This is a genomic window from Pseudomonas sp. SCA2728.1_7, from assembly GCF_018138145.1.
GTDB classification, from domain to species: Bacteria; Pseudomonadota; Gammaproteobacteria; order Pseudomonadales; family Pseudomonadaceae; genus Aquipseudomonas; species Aquipseudomonas koreensis_A.
The window spans coordinates 4308976-4327176 of sequence record NZ_CP073104.1; the positions used below are offsets into that span (position 1 = coordinate 4308976).

13 protein-coding genes and 1 pseudogene are annotated in these 18201 nt (G+C 56.2%); all 14 read left to right on the forward strand.

Annotated elements, in window-relative coordinates; all coding sequences use genetic code 11:
- Nucleotides 1–3: 3 nt before the first annotated feature.
- The 14 genes and pseudogenes from tssJ (at nucleotide 4) to KBP52_RS19180 (ending at nucleotide 18197) form a co-directional block, all read left to right on the forward strand.
- Nucleotides 4–504 carry a type VI secretion system lipoprotein TssJ gene (gene tssJ, locus KBP52_RS19115; protein ID WP_007920299.1) on the forward strand — a complete coding sequence of 167 codons (501 nt, stop codon included), beginning with the start codon at nucleotides 4–6 and terminating at the stop codon, nucleotides 502–504.
- Nucleotides 505–506: 2 nt separating this feature from the next.
- Entirely contained in the window at nucleotides 507–1838 is a 1332-nt protein-coding gene (gene tssK / locus KBP52_RS19120) for a type VI secretion system baseplate subunit TssK (protein WP_077575067.1), read from the forward strand.
- Between the two features lie 5 nt (nucleotides 1839–1843).
- Nucleotides 1844–2719, forward strand: coding sequence for a type IVB secretion system protein IcmH/DotU (icmH, locus tag KBP52_RS19125; protein ID WP_108224962.1), 876 nt, complete (start codon nucleotides 1844–1846; stop codon nucleotides 2717–2719).
- A 13-nt stretch (nucleotides 2720–2732) separates the two neighbouring features.
- A complete protein-coding gene (gene tssM / locus KBP52_RS19130; protein WP_212620768.1) occupies nucleotides 2733–6272 on the forward strand; it encodes a type VI secretion system membrane subunit TssM in 3540 nt (1179 codons plus the stop codon).
- Nucleotides 6272–7000 carry a PP2C family serine/threonine-protein phosphatase gene (locus KBP52_RS19135; protein ID WP_007920303.1) on the forward strand — a complete coding sequence of 243 codons (729 nt, stop codon included), beginning with the start codon at nucleotides 6272–6274 and terminating at the stop codon, nucleotides 6998–7000. Before tssM ends, KBP52_RS19135 begins: the two co-directional genes overlap by 1 nt.
- Complete coding sequence (locus KBP52_RS19140; protein WP_212620769.1) at nucleotides 6997–7998, forward strand: serine/threonine-protein kinase; 1002 nt, start codon at nucleotides 6997–6999, stop codon at nucleotides 7996–7998. The genes KBP52_RS19135 and KBP52_RS19140 overlap by 4 nt, the downstream gene beginning before the upstream one ends.
- A gap of 28 nt (nucleotides 7999–8026) precedes the next feature.
- Nucleotides 8027–10027, forward strand: a pseudogene (locus KBP52_RS19145) (type VI secretion system tip protein VgrG); the annotation flags it as partial.
- Between the two features lie 458 nt (nucleotides 10028–10485).
- Nucleotides 10486–12243 (forward strand): peptidoglycan-binding protein, encoded by a 1758-nt coding sequence (locus KBP52_RS19150; RefSeq protein WP_212620771.1) that lies wholly within the window; start codon nucleotides 10486–10488, stop codon nucleotides 12241–12243.
- A gap of 2 nt (nucleotides 12244–12245) precedes the next feature.
- A complete protein-coding gene (locus KBP52_RS19155; protein ID WP_249122197.1) occupies nucleotides 12246–12752 on the forward strand; it encodes a hypothetical protein in 507 nt (168 codons plus the stop codon).
- A 14-nt stretch (nucleotides 12753–12766) separates the two neighbouring features.
- Nucleotides 12767–13543, forward strand: a complete 777-nt coding sequence (locus KBP52_RS19160; RefSeq protein ID WP_212620772.1) for a hypothetical protein — start codon at nucleotides 12767–12769, stop codon at nucleotides 13541–13543.
- 307 nt (nucleotides 13544–13850) lie between these two features.
- Entirely contained in the window at nucleotides 13851–14780 is a 930-nt protein-coding gene (locus tag KBP52_RS19165) for a hypothetical protein (protein ID WP_212620773.1), read from the forward strand.
- A 37-nt stretch (nucleotides 14781–14817) separates the two neighbouring features.
- The gene (locus tag KBP52_RS19170; RefSeq protein WP_212620774.1) at nucleotides 14818–15279 is read left to right on the forward strand and encodes a hypothetical protein; all 462 of its coding nucleotides are present in this window, start codon (nucleotides 14818–14820) and stop codon (nucleotides 15277–15279) included.
- 20 nt (nucleotides 15280–15299) lie between these two features.
- Nucleotides 15300–16664 carry a lysozyme inhibitor LprI family protein gene (locus tag KBP52_RS19175; RefSeq protein ID WP_212620775.1) on the forward strand — a complete coding sequence of 455 codons (1365 nt, stop codon included), beginning with the start codon at nucleotides 15300–15302 and terminating at the stop codon, nucleotides 16662–16664.
- 138 nt (nucleotides 16665–16802) lie between these two features.
- Nucleotides 16803–18197 (forward strand): TIGR01777 family oxidoreductase, encoded by a 1395-nt coding sequence (locus KBP52_RS19180; RefSeq protein ID WP_212620776.1) that lies wholly within the window; start codon nucleotides 16803–16805, stop codon nucleotides 18195–18197.
- Nucleotides 18198–18201 lie beyond the last annotated feature (4 nt).

Genomic DNA, 18201 nt, shown 5'->3' on the forward strand with positions numbered 1-18201 from the left:
CGCATGTCTCGCCGCTCGACCGCTTTTTTCAAGACGCTGACTGCGCTCACCGTACTGGTGCTGCTCGCCGGTTGCTCGTCGCTGTCGCCGTACTCGAAAGTGACCAAGATCAACCTGAAGCTGACCGGCAGCGATCAGCTCAACCCGGACCTCAACGGTCGGCCGTCGCCGATCGTCGTGCGCCTGTTCGAACTCAAGCACCCGGTGACTTTCGAGAACGCTGACTTCTTCAGCCTCTACGAGCGCGCCAAGGAATCGCTCAATCCGGATCTGGTGGCCAGCGAAGAACTCGAACTGCGCCCGGGCGAAACCGTGGAGATGAAGCTCAAGGTGGAAGAGGGCAGCCTTTATGTTGGCGTTCTCGCCGCTTACCGCGATTTGCCGGACACCCAATGGCGCCACACCGTTCAGATCACTCCGCTGGAAGTCACCGAAGTCGATCTGACTCTGGACCAGACCGGCATCCGCAACACCAATCAAGTGCTCGCCAAGGCGGATGACTGATCATGAATACCCATAAAGTCATTTGGCAGGAAGGCATGCTGCTGCGCCCGCAGCACTTCCAGCACAACGATCGTTATTACGATCACCAGATGAAAACCCGCACTCAGTTGCTGGGTGGCTACACCTGGGGTTTCCTCAATCTGGAGATCGACTTGCAGTTCCTCAACATGGGCAAACTGGTGATCAGTGAAGCCTCGGGGATTCTGCCGGACGGCAGCCTGTTCGAACTCGGTGGCAACACCGAGCCGCTGGCGCTGGACGTACCGCCGAACACTGGCAACACACCGATTTATCTGGCGCTGCCGCTGGTCACCGGTAACCACATCGAGTCGCGCCGTCCTGAGCAGTCCGACGTGCTCGCGCGTTACACCGCGTACGACGCCGAAGTGGCCGACTCCAACGCCGGCGACGATTCCGCCAGCCAGGTCAGCTGCGGTCGCCCGGACTTCAAACTGTTGCTCGGCGAGCAGCAGAGCGATCAGGCCTACGTGAAGCTGAAGATCTGCGACGTGCTCGACACCACGCCGGATGGCGTGATCAGCCTCGATCCGGACTTCGTGCCGACCTACATTCAGGCCCACGCCTCCAGCTATCTGCTGTCGTGCCTGAAAGAAGTCATCAGTATGCTCAACCACCGTGGCGACACGATTGCCGAGCGGATTCGCTCCAACGGCAAGGTTGGCGGTGCCGAAGTCGGTGACTTCATGATGCTGCAACTGATCAACCGCACCGAACTGCTGCTGCGCCACTACCTCGGCCTGGAGCAGGTACACCCGGAAGAGTTGTACCGCACGCTGCTGACCATGCTCGGCGATCTGGCGACCTTCTCCGGCGAAAGCAAACGTCCGCGTCTGGACAGCCGCTACTCCCACGCTGACCAGGGCGGCAGCTTCCGCAAACTGATGGAAGCGATTCGTCAGGTGCTGTCGATGGTGCTCGAACAGCACGCCATCGAACTGATCCTGCAAGCACGTCAGTACGGCATCATCGTCTCGCCGTTGCACGACCACAAACTGCTCGGCTCGGCGTCGTTCGTGCTGGCAGCCAGTGCCAACTGCGACTCCGAAGAACTGCGCCAGCGCTTGCCGGCGCACCTCAAGGTCGGCCCGGTGGAGCGCATCCGCCAACTGGTCAACCTGCACTTGCCGGGGATCAAGGTCAAACCGTTGCCGGTGGCCCCGCGGCAGATCGCGTTCCACTCGAACAAAACCTATTTCATCCTCGAACTCAGTTCCGAAGACCTGGCACAACTCGAGCGCTCCGGCGGTTTCGCGTTCCATGTGTCCGGCGAATTTGCCGAGCTTGAACTGAAATTCTGGGCCATCAGGAACTGACCGACATGATCAAGGAAACGGATTACAACCAGGACGACAAAACCGTCCTGCTCGATCGTCAGGGCCACGGACCGGCAACGAGTCCGCTGACCGACTTCGCTGCGCCGCCGCGTTTCGAGCAACTGGAAGAACGCATGATCTACGCCGCGCGCCTGCGCCCGGCAGAAGCGTTCAACATCAGCCTCAATTCGCTGGTCGCGGCCTCGTCCGAGCTGCTTTCGGAAGTGGTGCGCCTCAAGCACAGCGAAACCCGCGAAGACTTGTACGCACTCAACGAGCGCCTGACTGCCGGGCTGAAATTGTTTGAAGTACGCGCCCTGCACAACGGCGCCGAAAGCAGCCAGGTGATGGCCGCGCGTTACGTGCTCTGCACCGTGGTCGACGAAGCTGTCGTGACCACACCGTGGGGCAACGAAAGCGAATGGTCGCAGATGAGCCTGCTGAGCAGCTTCCACAACGAAACCTTCGGTGGCGAGAAGTTCTTCCAGTTGCTCGATCGACTGTCGAAGAACCCGGTCAAGCACCTGCCGATGCTCGAGCTGATGTACCTGTGCCTGTCCCTCGGTTTCGAAGGCAAGTACCGCGTACAGGCACGCGGCATGCTTGAGCTTGAAGGCATCCGCGATGCTCTGTATCGGCAGATTCGTCAATTGCGTGGCGACGTGCCGCGCGAGTTGTCGCCGCACTGGGAAGGCTTGAACGATCAGCGTCGTAACCTGGTACGCATCGTGCCGGCGTGGATGGTGGTGTTGTTCACTTTCGTCTGCCTGGTGGTGATGTATTCGGGCTTCGCCTGGGTCTTGGGCGAGCAGCGCGACACCGTTCTGCAACCATATCAGCCGCTTGATCCGGCCGCGGTGCAACCGCAGTCGCAGCCGTAAACAGGGACGTGTGATGAAAAAGTTTTTCAAGAAAGTCGGCGCCTTCCTGCGCCAGACCTGGGTCTGGACCTTGCTGTTGGTGCTGTTCGTGGCGCTGCTGGTGTGGTTCGTCGGCCCGTTGTTGGCGGTTGACGACTACAAGTTCTGGGAGAGCGCAACCGCGCGCTTGCTGACCATCGCTGTGCTGTTCCTGATCTGGGGCCTGACCATGGTCTTCGTCAGCTGGCGCTCGGGTATCCGCAAGAAAGCCGAGGAAGAAAGCGAAGACGGCCAGGATCGCATCCGCCGCGAAGAGCTGATCGACGAAGAGCAGAAAGAGTTGAAGGCGCGCTTCAAAGACGCGCTGAAAACCCTGAAAACTTCCAGCCTGTATCGCGGCCGCAGCGAGCGCTGGCGTAGTGACTTGCCGTGGTACCTGTTGATCGGCCCACAGGCCTCGGGTAAGACTAGTCTGCTGGACTTTTCCGGTCTGGAATTCCCGATCAACAAGATCGACCGCAAGCTGACCCGCGACACCCTCGGCACCCGTCATTGCGACTGGTACTTCGCCGACCACGGTGTGCTGATCGACACCGCCGGGCGTTACACCACGCAACCGGATGTGGAAGTCGACGGCGGTGCCTGGACGACGTTGCTGGAGCTGTTGCGCAAGCGCCGTCGCGGGCGTCCGTTGAACGGCGTGCTGGTGACCATTCCGGTGGAAACCCTGCTCGGCGGGAGTGAACAGGACATCGATACTTTGGCGCGCCAGGTTCGCGGCCGTCTGCAAGACGTGCATCAGAAACTGCACGTCGACGTGCCGGTCTATCTGGTCCTGAGCAAGGCTGACAAGCTGCTCGGCTTCGACGAGTTCTTCGATCAACTGACCCGCGAAGAAAGCGATCAGGTGCTCGGCACCAGTTTCCGCAAGGATCAGGTCGGCACCGACGTGGCCGTGCTGCGCAACGAGTTCGAAGAACTGCTGCGCCGCCTCAACAGCCAAGTGATCATGCGCATGCACTCCGAGCGCGACACTCAGCGCCGTGGCCGCATCCTCGACTTCCCGCATCAACTCGGGCAGATCGGCGAGCGTCTGTGCCTGTTCGTCGACATGGCGTTCACCGGCAACCGTTATCAGCGTGCCACGCAGCTGCGCGGTTTCTACCTGACCAGCGCACCGCACCTGACTCAAGAGATGGACTCGACCACCGCCGGCATCGGTGCCAGCCTCGGCTTGAATGCCGGTGTGCTGCCGACCCTGCGCAGCGGTCGTTCGCGGTTTATCCATCACTTGTTCAGCCAGGTGATTTTCCCGGAATCCGACCTGGCCGGTCTGGACAAGCGCGAACGCAGCCGTATTCATTGGGGCCAACGTGCGTTGTACGTCGGCGCACTGGCGGCACTGGCACTGTTCGGCATGCTCTGGGCGGGCGGTTTCTCGGCCAACTACGAGCGTCTGGAAAACCTGCGCAATCTGGCGCAGAACTGGACGCAGCAACGCACGGCATTGTCGCCGCGTGATGACGCCATGGGCGTGCTGAAAACCCTCGACACCAGCTACGCTGCGACCCAGGTGTTCCCGAAGAAGGGCGACGTTTCGTATCACGAACGTGGTGGTCTGTATCAGGGTGAAGACGTCAATCCAGTGGTCAAAGAGGCTTACGAGCGCGAGCTTGAAAAGCAGCTGCTGCCACGGGTTGCGACGATGCTCGAAGGGCAGATCCGCGCCAACATGAAGGACCGCGATCGCCTGCTCAACAGCCTGCGCGCGTACCTGATGCTGAACATGAAAGACCGTCGCGACGCCGCGTGGCTCAAGGACTGGGTCGCCACTGACTGGTCGACACGCTACACCGGCAACACCGCCGTACAGAACGGTTTGAGTGCGCACCTCGATCGCTTGCTGAAGCAGCCGTTTATCTACCCGCTGAACGATCAGCTGGTCACTCAGGCGCGTCAGGTATTGCGCAGCGAATCGCTGGCCACCGTGGTTTACCGCATGCTCCGCGAGCAGGCGCGCAACCTGCCGGACTACCGTTTCAGCCAACACCTCGGCCCACAAGGCTCGCTGTTTATCGGCACCGAATACGTGATCCCGGGTTTCTACACGCAAACCGGTTATCAGCAGTATTTCTCGGTACAGGGTTCGGCGCTGGTTACCGACATCCTGCGTGACAACTGGGTGCTGGGCGAAGGCGCGGGCATCAGCGACATGGACTTGCGTCGCCTGATGGTCGAGCTGGAGCAGCTGTACTTCCGCGACTACGCCAACTACTGGAGCGAAGCCGTTGGCCAGGTGGCCCTGCCGCCGATCAGCGATGCCGGTGAAGGCGCTGAGCAACTGGCGGGCCTGACCTCGGCCAACTCACCGGTGCTGGCGCTGTTGACCGAAGTGCGCGAGAACACGCGCTTCCAGGCGGCTGCAGATCCTGTCGAAGAAGCTGGCGACGCTGCTGATGCGCTGGCCGGGCAGAAAGGCAAACTGGGTAAGGTTGGCAAACTTGCCGCCGCCGCAGCGGACAAGGCTTCGGCCCTGAACGTGGCGAAGACCCTGCCGGACACCGCGAAGAAATCGCTGCAACGCCGCTTCGAACCGCTGCATCGTTTGCTCGATGACAACAACGGCCCAGCGGCGGACCTGACCCCGGCACTGAGCGCGCTCAACGACCTGCAACTGCAACTGGCCGGTCTGGCCCGTTCCAGCACGCCGGAACAAGCCGCGTTCGAAATGGCGAAAACCCGCATGAGCGGCCAGCGTGATGCGCTGACCAACCTGCGCAATGCGTCCAGCCGTCTGCCGCGTCCGCTCAGCGTGTGGTTCAACGTGCTGGCTGAAGACTCGTGGCGTCTGGTGCTTAACGATGCTTACCAATACCTGAACGGTCGTTATCAGAACGAGCTGTACAGCGTGTATGGCAAAACCATCAGCAAGCGTTATCCGTTCAGCGCCAGCAGCACCAGTGACGTGGCGATCAGCGATTTCCGCGAGTTCTTCCGCGCTCAAGGCACCGTCGACCGTTTCTTCGACAGCTACATGCGTCCATTCGTCAGCGGCGATCCGGGCAACTACCGCATGCGCAGCGTCGACGGCCACAGCCTGCCGGTGTCGAAAATGTATCTGGACCAGATGGCGGCGGCGCTGACGATTCGTCAGAGCTTCTTCTCGATCAACCCGGCCGAGCCGACCGTGCAGTTCAAACTGGAGCCGTACACCCTCGACCCGGCGGTCAGCCGTTCCGAGTTCAAGTTCGGCGACAAGACCATGGAATACCGCCACGGTCCGATCCTGCCAATGTCGTTCAAATGGCCGACCGATGCTGAAGACGGTCGTACCAGTCTGGTCATGGACAAAATGGCCGGGCGCCCGATCGGCATCGAGAAGAACTCCGGCCCATGGTCGCTGTTCCGTCTGTTCGACCTGATGCAGACCGAGTACCTGAGCGGTCGCGACGTGCTGGTGCTGAAAGCCGATGTAGGTGGCCTGCGCGCCAACTACCTGCTGACCAGCCAGCGCACGCCGAACCCGTTCGACATGGGCGTACTGCGCACCTTCCGTATGCCGGTGCAGCTCTGATGCTGGTGGCCAGTGCCTGGCGCAGCGCGGCGCGGACCGACCCGGGCAAGGTGCGGGCGCGCAACGAAGATGCTTTCCTCGACTCGCCACAGCAGGGGCTGTGGGTGGTCGCGGACGGCATGGGCGGTCATCAGGGTGGCGACATCGCCAGCCAGTTGATCGTCGCCAGCCTGGCTGAACTGCCGCAACACGAGGACTTCGACGAACGCCTCAAAGCCATCCGCCAGTGCCTGCACTGGTTGAACCGGCGTTTGGGGCAGGAGTTGACGGTCACCGCCGGACGTCACGACAGCATCATGGGCAGCACCGTCGTGGCGCTGCTGGTGGAAGGCAATCGCGCGGCCTGCATCTGGGCCGGCGACAGCCGTTGCTACATGTGGCGTGGGCAGCGGCTGTATCAGCTGTCCAAGGATCATTCGCTGCAACAGCAATTGATCGACGAGCAACAAATGAGCGTCGAACAAGCGGCGGCGCACCCGGCGGCTCAGGCGTTGACCCGAGCCGTCGGCGCCGCCGAAACACTGACACTGGATGTCCTCGAACTTGAGGTCTATCCGGGCGATGCGTTTTTGCTCTGCAGCGATGGTTTGTATCAGGGCCTGAGCAGCGATGCCCTCGGCAACGCCCTCAGCCTCAGCGCGCCGCACGTGGCGCTGGAACGTTTGTTCGACGGCGCCCTGCGTGGCGCCGCGCGCGACAACCTGACGGCCGTGGTGATCCGCCAATGACTGAAATCGAATCCTCAGTCGATGACTTGCTGATGAGCGAAGAGCAGGCCAACAACCTGACCTACTTCGCCTTCGCCAAGGAAAACAAGGCAGAGCCTTTGCTGGCGCCGACCAAGGCCAGCATCGGTGCACTGCCGGATGTACTCGCCGGTCGCTACCACCTCGAGCGTCTGCTCGGGGCCGGTGGCATGGGCGCCGTTTACCGGGCGCGGGATCTGCTGCACGAACAGTTCGGTGATCCCGATCCTTACATTGCGCTGAAAATCCTCAGCGAAGAATTTGCCGAATCGCCGGACGCCAGTGCCTTGCTCTACAGCGAGTTTGCCCTGACCCGACGCCTGCGCCACGACAACGTCGTGCGTGCGCACACCTTTGAAGTCGACACCGACTGCCAGCGGGCCTTCATCACCATGGAATACATGCGTGGCCTGACCTTGGACAAATTGCTCTGCGAGCGGCCCCTCGGCCTGCCGTGGCAAGAACTGCGCGACATCGTCCTGCCGCTGCTCGACACGCTGGCCTACGCCCACGGTCGCGGCGTGCTGCACGGTGACATGAAACCGAGCAACGTCATGCTCAGCGAAGACGGCTTGCGTCTCTTTGACTTCGGCCTCGGTCAGGCAGAGGAGGGCGTGTTGCCCGGCCTGCCGCATCTAAGCCGCGAACGCTTCAACGCTTGGACCCCGGGCTACGCCGCCCCCGAACTGCTTGAGGGCCAACCATTGTCGGCCAGCGCGGACGTGTACGGCGTGGCCTGCGTGATCTACGAACTGGCGGGCGGCAAACACCCGTTCCGCCGCTTGCCCTCGACTCAGGCGCGCGACGAGCACCTGGAGCGCGAACTGCAAGCACCGGCGAATTTACCGAAACACGGCTGGCCAGCGCTGCGAAGCGCGCTGAGCTTCGACCCGGCAGAACGCAGCATCACTGCCCAACAATTGCGTGACGCCTTGGGCGCCACTTCGTCCTGGCTGCAACGTCTGCGACTTCGGGCGTAACGGATGACATTCGAACAGGGAGCACTTTATGTTCAACCCAGCTAACGAAACCCACTTCAGCCTCAAGGTCGAAGACTACGTCGGCGACCTGCAAGTGCTGTCGTTCACCGGCACTGAAGGCATCAGCCAGCCGTATCGTTTCGACCTCGAACTGGTCAGCGAAAACCCTGATCTGGACCTCGAACAACTGCTGCACAAGCAGGCGTTTCTCGCATTCGATCCACAAGGCTCGGGCATCCACGGCCAGATCTACCGCGTTGCCCAAGGCGATGCCGGCAAGCGCCTGACCCGCTACAAAGTGTCGATGGTGCCGCAACTGCAATACCTGCATCACCGCACCAACCAGCGCATCTACCAGCAGATGTCGGCGCCGAAAATCATCGCGCTGATCCTCGAAGAACACGGCATCAAGGGCAACGCCTACAGCTTCCAGCTCAGCCAACCGTGCCCGGATCGCGACTACTGCGTGCAATACGACGAAACCGACCTGCACTTCGTCCAGCGCCTGTGCGAAGAGGAAGGCATTCACTACCACTTCCAGCACAGCGACAAAGGCCACCTGCTGGTATTCGGCGACGACCAGACCGTGTTCCCCGACCTCGGCCAGCCGACCGCGTACGTGCAAGGCAGCGGCATGGTCGCCGAAGAACCGGTGATCAAAGGCTTCAAGCTGCGCCTGGAAACCCGCACCAGCCGCATCACGCGCCGTGACTACGACTTCGAAAAACCGCGCCTGCAAATGGAGGCGGCGTACAAACCCGAAGGCGCTCTCGATAGCAAAGACGCCGAACCAGATCTCGAAGACTACGACTACCCCGGCCGCTTCATCGACCGCGCCCGTGGCAAGTTCCTCAGCCAGCGCGCCCTCGAACGCCACCGCGCCGACTACCGCCAGGCCGAAGGTCGCGGCGACCAGACCAAACTGGTCAGCGGCCACTTCATGGCCATGTCCGACCACCCGCGCAGCGAGTGGAACGACCTGTGGCTGCTCACCGAAATCCTCCACGAAGGCAAACAGCCGCAAGTCCTCGAAGAAGGCGTGACCAGCGACACCACTGACAACAAGGATGATTTCCACCAGGGCTACCGCAACACCTTCCTCGCCACCCCGTGGGACGTGTTCTACCGCCCGGCCCTCGAACACCCGAAACCACGCGTGCTCGGCAGCCAGACCGCCATGGTCACCGGCCCCAAAGGCGAAGAAATCCACTGCGACCAATACGGCCGCATCAAAGTCCAGTTCCACTGGGATCGCGAAGGCCTCGCCGACGACAAAACCAGCTGCTGGCTGCGCGTCTCCAGCTCCTGGGCCGGCGACCGCTACGGCGCCATCAGCATCCCGCGCATCGGCATGGAAGTCCTCGTCACCTTCCTCGAAGGCGACCCCGACCAACCGCTGGTGACCGGTTGCCTGTACCACAAGGAAAACCCGGTGCCGTATGCACTGCCGGCGAACAAGACTCGCAGTGTGTTCAAAACGCTCAGCTCGCCGGGTGGCGGTGGGTATAACGAACTGCGCATTGAAGACAAGAAAGGTGCGGAGCAGATCTATATTCATGCCCAGCGGGATTGGGATGAGAACGTTGAGCATGACCAGAAGATTCGGGTCGGCAATGAACGTCACGACACGGTGGTGAAGAACACCTACACAGAGCTGAAGGCTGAAGAACACCGCACCACGATCTCCGACCGCAAGGTTGAAGTGAAGCTGGATGATCACCTCACGGTTGGGCAGAACCAACACGTCAAACTCGGCACGGCGCAGCTCACGAGCGTGGGGAAAGAGATTCACCTCAAGGCTGGGGACAAGATTGTTATTGAGGCGGGGACGGAGCTGACCATTCTTGGGGGTGGGAGCTTTATCAAGCTGGATGGCGGTGGGGTTACGGTGGTTGGGCCGGTGGTGAAGATTAATGCTGGCGGGTCGGCTGGGTCGGGGACCGGGATCGGGATTAAGCCGCCGGTGCTGCCGGGGGCGGCGGATAAGGATAAGGCGGGGAGTTTGATGGATCAGGCGTTATTGAATGCGCCGCCACCTCCTCCGCCAGCATCCGAGAAAAAGAGCTTCCGAATTCAGATGAAGCGTCCCTATGAGAAAAAGGGAATCGGAGGCCAACCGTATGTGTTGGAGGTTGATGGAGTGACCTATAAAGGCACAACCACTGCGGATGGTTTTATAGATCAACCAGTTCCTCCAGCCGCAAAAAAAGGGAAACTTACGTTTTATCCATTTGGAACAGATTCTCAGCCGTGGATTTGGGAGCTTGACTTAAGTGCGCAATCCGACGCTTCGGACATTAAGGGACTCCAGTCTAGGTTAAAGAATCTTGGGTTTTATAATGGGAAGATAGATGGTGAGAACGGCCCGAAAACTAAATATGCCACTCGTTGTTTCCATCGCTCTTGCGAAATAACAGACAAAGATTATCTATTGGCTGCTGATATCAAGCGGCTCCAAGAACAGCACATTGCTTGAGGGAGCAAGGAATGACCTATGGTAATTTTGACCTCCGCCGTGGAGATCACGATGGAAAACCTGCGCAAAATAAGCCTCCACGATGGGGGGGGAATGACAATCCCGTTTTAACTGTGCTTAATGCCGAAACAACAGCAGCGTTTTTAGGGAGTAGTGCAGCGCTCGCTGTTCCTGAGCATGTTAGAAAACTTCAAGAGGATCTAGTTGCACTAGGTTTCTCGATAGTTGGAAAGCCGGACGGCGGATTTGGTGCGCGCACTGGTTGGGCTGTTAGAGAGTTTCAAATATATGCATCTATGAATAAGGTCGCCTGTGTAAGACCGGAAAAGCAGGGGCAACTGTTACTGGATCAGGCAGGATCTCCAGTAAAAATAAACAATTTAGATGTGTATTTTGATAGTTCTGCAGCGATTGTGGCGCAGGCGGGGAAGGCTCCTAGTGTAACCGGCTCTACAATCTCTCCAGCAAGTTATTACGTTGACAGTCTTCAGTCTGTAGATAATTCCGAGAAGTACGATGGGCCAATAAGCGGAGTGGTGAATGAGAAGACAAGGGCAGCTATAGAACATTGGCTTGATAATGATTACAGATGTCCTGTTGTTTTCGAAGCTTGGACCCTGGCCCAGGGTGCTAGAACTAATTTGGCTGCGGCTGGTTGTAATATTTGGGCCGATAAAGACTTTACTGTTGGAGCTCCGCGAGTATTAGTGAGGGATTTTACTGATTATTTTGAATTTCCGGCAGGGAAGAATCAATCAGACTATCAATCTGTAGGGTATTACGAATCAAGTGGGTTTGGTGGACCTAATGCTACAAAGGCGCATAGTTGGTCTCCTGAAGCAGAAATGTCGGTTAAAAATATTACTGGTGCTGAAGTCAATTCAACGCAACTTAATACAGCCGCGTTATCAACATACCGTACCGTCCGAGTTGTAGCAGAAGCTGAATGCTTTGGGCGTTTTGATGTATTGAATGCGTGGGATAATGCGTTGATCTCCGCAGGGCCATGTCACTGGACTATGGGTTTGTTTAAAAGTGGAAAGTATGGCAAGGGAGAGCTTGTAGGGTTTATTGCTTATCTGAAAAATAAAAGTAATGAAGCTTTCAATAAGGCATTCGGTAATTTTGGTCTTTATCCAATACATGATTGGGGTAGCTCGAGTTTGTATTCTGATGAAGTGAAGACTTATTCCGGTTGGGTTAAGTTGACGAATGACACCTTTGTCAAAGGTCAAGATGCTCATGCAGATACCGAATTTGATGAGTTAGCGAAAACGAAAGAAGAGGCGCACTATTTAAAGACTTGGCATTGGTTCTACAGGATGAGCATGTCGGGCCGGACTCTACAGGATTACAAGACTGCGATGTGGTCGATGGCTAAAGTTCGAGTGACGGATATCTTAAAAAAAGAAGTCACTTTTCATGTCGGAGCCACTACTGTAAATAGTACCTTAGGCAAAGTCTTTACTTCGGAGAAGTCTGTGGCTATTCTTCTTCGGTGGCATGTATTTCGGCCATCTCATGTCGTACATGATGACTTTGAAAAAATCACCCCTGTCATACAGCAGGCAATAAACGGTACTGCCGGAGTTAACTGGTCGGGTGCGGTGTCTAGTTGGGGGGATGCACATGAAACAGCTTTAACAGCGAAGTTGTTAGCGGCTGCGGCTGTAATTAACTCTACGATCACCACGAGCATCAACTTTGGTGCGAATCAGCCTCAGGGCTCCGTCAGGACAGGTAGGAATACCTTTGTATTGGAAGTTTAATTGTGAGATATTTTTTTGCTTTTCTAATATTTTCTCCTGTAGTTAGCGCTGCCACTATTGATGTATGTGATGCTCCGGGAGGAGCGAAGCATTTTATTTCACAATGGTCTGATGGTGGAGAAAATATAGATGTATTGTCGAGAGTAAATGGCGAAAAATTTTCCGTCCAAGAGGGGGAGGTGGTTTATAACGGCGATCTCAATGGTGATGGTGTTAAGGACTTTATATTTTCTTCCTATGATAGCGAAGGTTCTAGCAAGGAAATGACTTATGGATTTCTAATTCAGTGTAAGGGTTATTTGAAATTCGTTGGAGGTGATTATTTTGCTAGAGTTGAGGTCTTAGAGAAGTCTCCTGTGGCTGCGGGCGGGTTTAAAGACATTCAGGTCTACTCCTATCAAAGAGATGGCGATGGGAATATTCGCTATAAAGGGAAGCAAGCGTTAACTACGCCTCATGCGTGGACATTTAATTCGGAAACCAAAAAATATGAAGGTAAATCAGAATAGTTAATTGAGAAAAGGTGACGGGTTTATTTGCGGTGTTGCGCTCAGCGGCTTTGACTTTGGTGCGGCGTATAAATAGATCTGTTCCGTATATTCGGATTCAAACAGGTTCTAGTTTGCGGGGTGAAATGGGGAAAGACCACGGTTTTAGTAATTGCCAGAAAAACGTGGTCTGTTCAATTTTTTCCTCAAAAGGATATATAAAGTTGAAAAAATGTTTAACTCTATTTAATCGGCATTTTATTCCGTTTGTAGTTTTTGGTTTCGTAGCGTCCAATGTGTTTGCGGATGCCGCACCCACAATAGGTGAATTCCATCCTACGGTGGTAGCCTCTTTGGGCGAAGAAAAGATCGCTGTATTTTTTTTGAAAAATAGTCTGAAGGCGATAGCTAAAGAAGAGCATGTTGCCGATGCTGAGATATATTACTCATCATTGAGCTCCGGTAAACCCTCTCTAAACTATGTTTGGAAGGTTGAGGGGGATCAGATCGCTTCTGTATTTTTCTACGAGTGGAAGTCCCCTGCGAGAGCCGGAAAGTCTATGTTTGTGTTGACAAAAAGAAAGTTGTCGAACTCGGCATTTGACGGTTTTGCTTATTCGGTAATGGAGTTCCCAATAAGGAGAGATGGTGGAAGTGTATCCTTGCTTCATTTTAGTGGCGATTTGCCTGACCCAGCTCTAGATAATTGTATGGAGGGGGCAGATCTGGTTACGGGAAATAAAGTGATCTGTGCTTATAAAGATGCGGCGAGCATTAAAAAATACTTTAGCTTGCAGGATAAAAAACATTAAAAGTTGTGTGCGCGGCAATAGAGAAAACGGGGCGGTTCATTTTTAGCTGAATCCGTCCCGTGTATCTTCTTGCGGTTTTACTTCCTGCTTCACCGCCATCTAGTCTTCCAGATGATCCAGCGCATACGTCACCACATTGGCAATTTAAGTCAGGTGGTAAAGGGAGCTGGTAAAGGGGACGGATTTATTTATCCGTTTGTTTTATCGTTGAGCCCAAATAAATCTGTCCTCTTTGTTGTCCATTTTTATTTTCAGCGGCTAAACAATACGCCGAAGCACGCATAGTTGCACTTGAGGGGACCTTAGAATGAGGGTGGTAGCTTTTTTAGTTTTAGCGCTCCTGGCGTCAGTGGTCAATGCGAGCTCTAGCTGCGAGGCTGACCTGAATGGGGATGGAATCTGCGATCCGTATGGTGTTAGATCACTTGAGGATGACGGTACAATTTCGCGAATTACTATAGATATTGGTGGGGGTAACAAGTCAGTTTCGGGGGTTTTTGAACTTGGAGACGGTGGGTTATCTGTAGGTTATCTACCAGGTGAGTTTTCGTTGTTGCTGGATTTTTATACTCGTAATACTGATCTTGCGCAGTATAGTTTTAAATGGAATTCTGCTCGGAAAGACTGGGTTCTCTATAAAAAATCTACTTGGGCGGAACCTGGTAGAGATGAAAAATATACCTTGGGTGTTGAGAGGGTACCAGTTGAAGCACTATTTCCGCAGAAGTTTAATGTTCAGCGTGTGGCGTGTTGCACCCTATTTTCTCAGTTCTCCGAAAATGGTCCCAATTTTATCTATTTGAGTAATGAGGATCAGCTTGCAGAAATCAGGAAAGACTTCAAATATATTCTTGGTAAGCTTCCTCAGGGCGAAAAAGGAGAATTATTTTATGGGCTCGATGATAGCGGGAACAAGGTAAGGAAGAGTATTCCTCAAGAGCTGGTGTATGAGCTAACTTTGATAATTTCCAAAGATAATGTCGGGCCTCTAAATGACTATGCTTATTATTTGTACCGTAGCAAAAACAATATTTTAGCTGCTTTGCTTTTGAGGGAGATTCATAAAAAGTTTCCGGAGAGAGTCGTTGCAACATTGAATTTGGCAGATGCTTATTGGGATATCGGAATGAAGTCCGACGCATGTCCGCTTTATAAGGAATACATCGCTAAAATGACAGAGAGCGGAAAGGGTGAACGTATTCCACAGTCAGCGGAATCTCGAGAAAACTGCAATTGAGACGAGCCGCGTTTCACGGGGAGGAGTAAGCGAGCACATGCAATTCAAAACTCTAGCGGTATCTCTGCTCGGCCTGACGTGGACGATCCCGGCGTTGGCCGAAACCACCACGTTCAGCCCAACCACAGGCGTCGACGCGAAGCTGGTTCTCGAAGGCTCCAAGCTGAACATCGCGGTTAAAAGCGAAACGCACAGCGAGTCGCGAACAATCGATTTTGAAGCCGAAAACGAACTCTATCTGCAGTTCGACGATTTCAATTTCGACGGCGCCCAGGATTTCGCGGTCTGGCAACTCGATGACGGCATGGGCACTTACCACTACTACCGGGTGTTCATTTACCAAGTCAAAACCGGCACCTTCGAAGAGTTGCAGCCGGACTGCGGCGATGGCTTCGTTAACCTGCGCGTCGACAAAAAGCGTAAAGCGTTGCTCAGCACCTACTGGGAAATGAACATGCCCAAGCAATGCATCACCCGATTCACCAAACGCAAAACCTGAATGACTCAAGGATGAACACCGTGAACCGTTTTGTTTTAACCCTGCTGGCCGTACTGCTGCCGCTTTCATCTGTCTATGCGCAGGACGACTGCCGTAATGTCACCTCAAGCCTGGAAATGGTGCCGTGCTCGGAGGCGGCGAAGAAGGCTGCCGATGCGCAGTTGAATGTCAGCTACAAGCAGTTAATGACGCGGCTTGAATCTGACTATCGAGCAGATCCGGCCTTGGGCGCGGAGTACGCGGCGAAGGTTAAAGAGTCGCAACGTGCGTGGTTGAAGTTGCGCGATGCGAACTGCCCTTTGGAGGCATTCGAAATCGAGACGGGGATGCCGGCGCATGTGTTCGCCGTTAACTCGTGCATCGCCAGAATGAGTCGTGAGCGTTCGGCGTACCTAGACAAGATTGTCCCTGCTCTTGCATCCGACAAGAACGCTTCGGCGGCTTCCACCAGCGACGCTTGCCCCTCGGAGGAGTTCGCGCCTTTCCTGACTGCGTTTTCCGCCAACAGCGAATCACAACGCCGTCTCACTGCAATGACGGTCAAGTCGCTGGTGTTGAAACCGGTGGCGGGAAAGGATCGAAGTACCTTTGAGCCTTCAACCTCGGGTGTCAGTGGAGCTACTTTCGCCTATCCGCTGATGGCTGCAATCACGCCCGGCAAAACGCCTGGAGTCGAGATCGAGGAGGTCGATGACAGTCACGTCAACGTTGTGGATAAAAGGGCAGGCAACAGCAATGTCAAAATCTTCAACTTCTCTCGTCAGGCATGTTGGGTGCTTGAGGGGATTGAGGATTGGTCGATCAGCGAGAAGGATCTTGTCGCAACAGAGAACCCGGGAATGAGCCGCGCCGAGAACTTCTGTTATCAGCGTGCCGAAGCGTTGGGCGGGCTAGGGTTTCTTGAGCAATACCCGCTGACCGTGGAGTTGATTGAAGCGTCGCTGGAAAATTTTGTGTGTGCTGCAGAGTCGGGTGACGCACAGGCGAGCCTGTCGGCGGCAAGCCTGAGCCTTTCGCAAATGGCGTCTCAGTTGGAAACCCCGAAGGTTGAGGCGCTGTTCAAAGCGGCCTCGAAAATACCAAGTGGCGCGCTGGCCTATGCCACGTTTCTTTGTTCAGGAAACTCCACTGACTATAACGGCCCTTGCCTCCATCCCGAGCAGGCAAAAGAGCAGGTTATTCGTGCTATTTCCATGGGCTCGGCTGATGCGATGAATTATCTGGCCTCGACCTTTGAAGGTGGCGAGTTTGGAGCGAAGGATATGTCGCGGGCGTTAGCCTGTTATCAGATGGCGGCTGACAAAGGTAATCAGTTGGGCATCTTCAACGTGGGGCGATTGGGATCGTCAGGCGCAGCACCGATCAAGGCCAGTCACTGCATCTGAAATGCCGGGTCATGTCTGATGCGTTTTCGCAGTCGTTGAGTCTGAATACGTCCGGTAAAACGTTTAGTTTTTGAGCATCTGACGACTGCGATTTTCCTTTAAACTCCCCACCCCCAAGGAATGCGCTCAGGACACGGAATGCCAGCCCCCTCGACCTCGCTTCGCCCCGCGCTAGTGCTCTGGCTATACGCCGCCGCAATCGTGCACATTCTCGCCGGCCTCACCCTGACCTGGGCCGGGCATTCCGGTTTACTCGACGGCTACCTGCACACCCTCGAACTCGCATTCTGGGGCGCTGATGCGGTTCCCACCGCCGGCCACGAACAACAAGTCTGGTGGCTCGCGCTGTTCGGCGCGACGCTGCAAAGTTATTCGCTGTACATGCTCGCGCTGGTGCACTTGGGCAATCGCTTGAAAGCCCCGGCAGTCTGGGGCTGGTTGAGCGCCGGCATCCTGTTATGGGCGCCGCAGGACATGTGGCTCTCGGCGCAACAACAGGTCTGGTCGCACCTGTGGCTCGACGGTTTTGCGTTGCTGGTGTTGTTGCCTCCGTTGTTCTGGCTGTATCGGCATGACCGCCGGAAGGCTTCTTCAGTAAAGGCACCGAGCCAATCCAGCCCGTTTGCCGGCGGCGCTTTCAAGCGTGTGCTGATCACTGGCGCCACCGGGTTCATCGGCGAAGCCTTGGTCAACCAACTGCTAGACGCCGGCCATTCGGTCAGCGCCCTCACGCGCGATCCGTTGAGCGCGGCCAATCTATTCAACGGTCGCGTCCGCTGCGTGCATTCGCTCAGCGAACTCAGCCACGACGAAGCCTTCGACGTAATCATCAATCTCGCCGGCGCACCCGTCGCCGGCCCGCGCTGGACTCCCAAGCGTCAGGCGCAACTACTCGCCAGTCGAGTCGGCACCACCGAAGCGTTGATAACCTGGCTGAAAAACACCAAGCACAAACCAACGCTGTGGATTCAAGCCTCGGCCATCGGTTTCTACGGCGCGCGCGATGCCAGCGAAAGCCTCGATGAACGGGCGAGCAAGGGTGACGGCTTCATGGCCGAACTCTGTGCGCGTTGGGAAGCCGCCGCGCAACCGGCCACCGAGTTTGGCGTGCGTCAGGTGGTGCTGCGTCTTGGCGTGGTCTTTGGCTCGGGCGGTGCGTTGACGCCACTGCTGCTGCCGTTCCGCCTGGGCTTCGGCGGGCGCATGGGTGACGGTCAGCAGATCATGAGCTGGGTGCATCGCGACGATGTGCTTCAGGTGATCGCGCGGGCTTTCAACGACGACACTCTGCGTGGCACCTACAACATGGTCGCGCCGGAAACGGTCAGTCAGGCCGCGTTCGCCGAGCAGGCCGGCAAGGTCCTCAAGCGTCCGGTGTGGTTGCACATTCCCGCTGCGCCGGTGCGCGCTATGGCGGGGGAGATGGCGCAGTTGTTTTTCGACGGTCAGCGCGTGGTGCCGCAGCGTTTGACCGAGGCGGGCTACACATTCCGCTACCAAACCCTCGACGCCGCTCTGCGCGATCTGACCTGAGGAT

What these genes read in the sequence shown, in the direction of transcription:
- KBP52_RS19135 (WP_007920303.1), top strand. Translation starts at nt 6,272, where the DNA reads ATGCTGGTGGCCAGTGCCTGGCGCAGCGCGGCGCGGACCGACCCGGGC.
- KBP52_RS19165 (WP_212620773.1), top strand. Translation starts at nt 13,851, where the DNA reads ATGAGGGTGGTAGCTTTTTTAGTTTTAGCGCTCCTGGCGTCAGTGGTC.
- KBP52_RS19150 (WP_212620771.1), top strand. Translation starts at nt 10,486, where the DNA reads ATGACCTATGGTAATTTTGACCTCCGCCGTGGAGATCACGATGGAAAA.
- KBP52_RS19140 (WP_212620769.1), top strand. Translation starts at nt 6,997, where the DNA reads ATGACTGAAATCGAATCCTCAGTCGATGACTTGCTGATGAGCGAAGAG.
- KBP52_RS19170 (WP_212620774.1), top strand. Translation starts at nt 14,818, where the DNA reads ATGCAATTCAAAACTCTAGCGGTATCTCTGCTCGGCCTGACGTGGACG.
- KBP52_RS19180 (WP_212620776.1), top strand. Translation starts at nt 16,803, where the DNA reads ATGCCAGCCCCCTCGACCTCGCTTCGCCCCGCGCTAGTGCTCTGGCTA.
- tssM (WP_212620768.1), top strand. Translation starts at nt 2,733, where the DNA reads ATGAAAAAGTTTTTCAAGAAAGTCGGCGCCTTCCTGCGCCAGACCTGG.
- icmH (WP_108224962.1), top strand. Translation starts at nt 1,844, where the DNA reads ATGATCAAGGAAACGGATTACAACCAGGACGACAAAACCGTCCTGCTC.
- tssJ (WP_007920299.1), top strand. Translation starts at nt 4, where the DNA reads ATGTCTCGCCGCTCGACCGCTTTTTTCAAGACGCTGACTGCGCTCACC.
- tssK (WP_077575067.1), top strand. Translation starts at nt 507, where the DNA reads ATGAATACCCATAAAGTCATTTGGCAGGAAGGCATGCTGCTGCGCCCG.